Consider the following 240-nt stretch of genomic DNA (forward strand, 5'->3'; position numbering starts at 1 on the left):
GAATTGTAGAAGAAAAAAGAGCCTTATTAGCTCATGAGGTAGGTTCAGGAAAGACCTTGACCATGCTTGGTGCTGGGTTTAAATTAAAGGAGTTGGGGATGGTTCATAAGCCCTTGTATGTGGTTCCCTCTAGTTTGTCTGCTCAGTTTGGCCAAGAAATCATGAAATTTTTCCCTACTAAAAAGGTCTTTGTGACCACTAAGAAAGATTTTGTGAAGGCGAGAAGAAAACAATTTGTGT

The 240-nt window shown here is 39.6% G+C and carries 1 protein-coding gene; it reads left to right on the forward strand.

Features of this window, described 5'->3' with window-relative positions:
• Positions 1-240, forward strand: a 240-nt coding sequence (locus CBI42_RS12050; protein ID WP_142294173.1) for a DEAD/DEAH box helicase family protein, incomplete at both ends; no start/stop codon positions are given.

Origin of the sequence: Streptococcus sp. KR (assembly GCF_002238115.1) — a bacterium.
Lineage (GTDB): Bacteria > Bacillota > Bacilli > Lactobacillales > Streptococcaceae > Streptococcus.